We start from the raw sequence: 3,074 nt of genomic DNA, 5'->3' as shown, positions 1-3,074 counted from the left end.
CTCCGGGCTTGGTCGGGGTCGCGGGGGCGGGGCTCTGCGCCAGCGCCGGCGCGGCGGCCAGGCAGGACAGGAGTGCGAAGGTGCGCAGGAACGACGTGGCCATGGTGGTCCTCCCGAAGGGACGGCGGCCCGGTACCTGGCGCCGACGGAGCGTGGTGTGAGCCGGAGCGGTTGAACCGCGGCTTAACGCTGCGGCACGCCGCCCCAGTCGCTGGTTCCAAATCCGATTGAATTCCAAGTCCGGTCGCGCGCACTCCGTTCCCGGTTCGGTTCTCGATCCGGGTCGGACGCTCAGTGCCGCATGGCGTCGAAGCGCGCGAGGCATTCGGCCGAGATCCGCATGCCGTTCGGTACCGGCTCGCTTGGCGGCGGACGGCGCACGCAGGCCTTGAGGTAGGCGAGCGCGTCTTCCAGCACCGCCTCGCTGAAGGGTTTTGCGATCACCGCGGTCGCGCCCTCCATCTCCTCGGAGAGCTGGCGCGCGTTGGCGGTCATGAAGGCGGCGGTGATGCCGTCGCGCTCACGGATCGCCTGCGCCACCTCGAGGCCGGAAGAGCCGTCTGCAAGGCGCAGGTCGATCAGCACCAGCTCGGGCCGACAGGCCTCGATCTGGGCGATGGCCTCGGCGGCCGTCATCGCGGTGCCGACCACGCTGTGCCCGGCCTCCTCGAGCATCATCTCGATCTGCATCAGGATGAGGGCCTCATCCTCCACGACCAGGATCCGCAGCGGGTCGCTCACGGCGTCTCCGAACTGTCTGCCATCTCGCGCGGCAGGCGAATGTTGACCGTGGTCCCCGGCTCGTTGGATTGCCACGCGATGCTGGCGTTGAGCTGGCGGCACAGGGTGCCGATCAGGCGCTTGCCGAAGGAGCGTTTCTCCATCACCTCCACGGGCATGCCGACGCCGTCGTCGGCGATTCTGATGGCGAAGTACTTCCCGTCCGGTGCGACCGTCACCGAGAGCCGGCCGGGGCGATCGCCGGGGAAGGCGTGCTTGAGCGCGTTGGTGATGAGCTCGTTCATCATCAGCGCCACCGGCGGCGCCTTCGAGACCGGCACCTCCACCGCCTCGAGGTCGAGGTGCAGGCGGATGCCGTCGCGGCCCGAGCCCCGCACCAGGTCGGTGGAGAGGTCGCGGGCGAACTCGGCGACGTCGAAGCGCTCGACGTCGTTCGACTGGTAGAGCCGCCGATGCACGATGCCCAGCGCCTCGACCCGCGTCAGCATCATCTCCATCGCCGCGCGCGCCGACGGGTCGGTGATGGCCTTGGTCTGCATGGCGAGCAGGGCGGCGATCATCTGGAGGTTGTTCTTGACCCGGTGGTCGACCTCGTGGACCAACATGGTCTGCGTCGCCAGGGACTGGCTCAGGTCCTGGGTGCGCTTGGCCACCTCGGCCTCGAAATGGGCCTTCTCCTGGTCGACCTTCAGGTGGGCGTCGACGCGGTCGGTCACGTCGAGCTGCGAGGCGAAGAAGTAGGGCACCTCGCCGCCCTCGTTCGTCACCGGGCTGAGGTACAGCGCGTTCCAGAACGGGGCGCCGTCCTTGCGGTAGTTCAGGATGTCGATGGCGATGTCGCGCCCCGCCGTCACCGCCTCGCGGATGAGCGCGACCGCGCCGCGATCGGTGTTGGCCCCCTGCAGGAAGCGGCAGTTGCGGCCCATGACCTCGCCGCGCTCGTAGCCCGTCATCCGCAGGAACGCGTCGTTGGCGAAGACGATCGGGTTGTCGGGCAGGCGCGGATCGGTGATGATCATCGCCATCCGCGTGGCGCGGACGGCGGCAGCGAACGGGTCGCCCTTGCCCTGCTCGGTGTCGAGGCCGCCGGTCTGGCGCCACGCATCGGACGATTCCATCGATCGTGATCTCTCTCAGGGCGCGGACCGCATCCACCGTGCGGCGTCGGCCGGTGCCGCGAGGGCACCTTTTTAGGAAGTCCAGAAGGCGAACCGTCGTGCTTGGAGGCGAGCGGGCGGGTCGGCCGCAAGCTTAACGGGTCGTGGAGGAAAAAAGGTTCAAAGAATTCTGGACGCGGCGGACTTTCCCGTCGCGGCGACGCCTTCGGGCCGTCGCCATGGCACCCCGCCCACCGCAGGCCATCACGGCAGAACTGTCAAGTCTCGGCTAGCACGCGCCCGGTGCCGTCGGCGCCTGCCACTGTCTTGCTCGGCCGCGATCTTGGACCAAAGTCCAACATCGAGCGTGTCCGGCAGCTTGGTCGCACGCGCCCCCTAGCCACGCCCCGGCGCCCCCGCTATAAGCGCGCCTTCGAATCTCCGTATCGAGCGGTGCGCGAGGCGATCCCGGCCGGGAGACGCCCGGGCGCCGCTTTGGCGCCAGACCGCAAGGATTTCCCGTCATGGCCGTTCCGAAGCGCAAAACCTCCCCCTCCCGTCGCGGCATGCGCCGCTCGGCCGACGCCCTCAAGGCGCCGACCTACGTGACGGACAAGGATTCGGGCGAGCTGCGCCGCCCCCACCACATCGACCTGAAGACCGGCATGTATCGCGGCCGCCAGGTGCTCACGGTCAAGTCGACCGAAGCCTGAGTAGCCTTGGGAATCAGGCCGTGAGCCGCGCCGTCTCGGCGTAGCGCGCGGCCGCGATCCCGGTGCGCTCCAGCCGCGACGGCCGCAGGGTCGGATCGGACGCCACGATCACCTGAGTCAGAAAGCCTGCGAGCGGCCGCGTGCCGCCGCGGGCTTTTGGCGTTGGCGCGTCCTGGGCTGCCTCGTCCCGGCCCCCGGCGATCGCCACCAGGGCGCGGGTGGGCGCGGACACTTTCGATCCGGAGGCTTCTTGCGGTTCGGAAGATTGCGACTCGGACCCCGGCGCCTGCGGTCGCCCGTACCGTGCCGACACGCCCGATTGTCCCGATCTGCATCATCGCCCGCATCCCCCGGCCCAGCCCGGACCGGCGCTGCAAGGGTGGGGCCGACGTTAACGGTTCGTCAACCTTTTATCGGGGCAGGCGCCACGACTTCCCTCCCCTTCTGCGGGGGAGGGTGGCCCACGAAGCGGGTCGGGAGAGGGGAGCGACCTCTCCCGACATAGCGCTCTCCTCTCCCGACC

At 69.4% G+C, this 3,074-nt stretch carries 4 protein-coding genes; 1 reads left to right on the top strand and 3 read right to left on the bottom strand.

Annotation, left to right across the window (positions count from 1 at the left end; translation table 11 throughout):
* Positions 1 to 291 precede the first annotated feature (291 nt).
* Entirely contained in the window at positions 292 to 741 is a 450-nt protein-coding gene (locus FV226_RS27155; RefSeq protein WP_147754701.1) for a response regulator, read from the bottom strand.
* Complete coding sequence (locus FV226_RS27150) at positions 738 to 1,859, bottom strand: PAS domain-containing protein (protein ID WP_147765361.1); 1,122 nt, start codon at positions 1,857 to 1,859, stop codon at positions 738 to 740. The genes FV226_RS27155 and FV226_RS27150 overlap by 4 nt, the downstream gene beginning before the upstream one ends.
* Before the next feature lie 503 nt (positions 1,860 to 2,362).
* Here FV226_RS27150 and rpmF point away from each other — a divergent pair.
* Positions 2,363 to 2,551, top strand: coding sequence for a 50S ribosomal protein L32 (gene rpmF / locus FV226_RS27145; RefSeq protein ID WP_147754699.1), 189 nt, complete (start codon positions 2,363 to 2,365; stop codon positions 2,549 to 2,551).
* A 13-nt stretch (positions 2,552 to 2,564) separates the two neighbouring features.
* Here rpmF and FV226_RS27140 read toward each other — a convergent pair whose 3' ends face one another.
* On the bottom strand, positions 2,565 to 2,783 hold the full coding sequence (locus tag FV226_RS27140) for a hypothetical protein (protein ID WP_147765360.1): 219 nt from the start codon (positions 2,781 to 2,783) through the stop codon (positions 2,565 to 2,567).
* Between the last annotated feature and the right edge of the window lie 291 nt (positions 2,784 to 3,074).

Source organism: Methylobacterium sp. WL12, from assembly GCF_008039475.1.
GTDB classification, from domain to species: domain Bacteria; phylum Pseudomonadota; class Alphaproteobacteria; order Rhizobiales; family Beijerinckiaceae; genus Methylobacterium; species Methylobacterium cerastii.
The sequence above is the reverse complement of the archived record's forward strand: the minus strand, read 5'-3'. Positions and strand labels throughout refer to the sequence as shown.

Bases quoted from the DNA above. Each gene is read 5' to 3' on its own strand.
- FV226_RS27150 (WP_147765361.1), bottom strand. From the start codon at position 1,859: ATGGAATCGTCCGATGCGTGGCGCCAGACCGGCGGCCTCGACACCGAG.
- rpmF (WP_147754699.1), top strand. From the start codon at position 2,363: ATGGCCGTTCCGAAGCGCAAAACCTCCCCCTCCCGTCGCGGCATGCGC.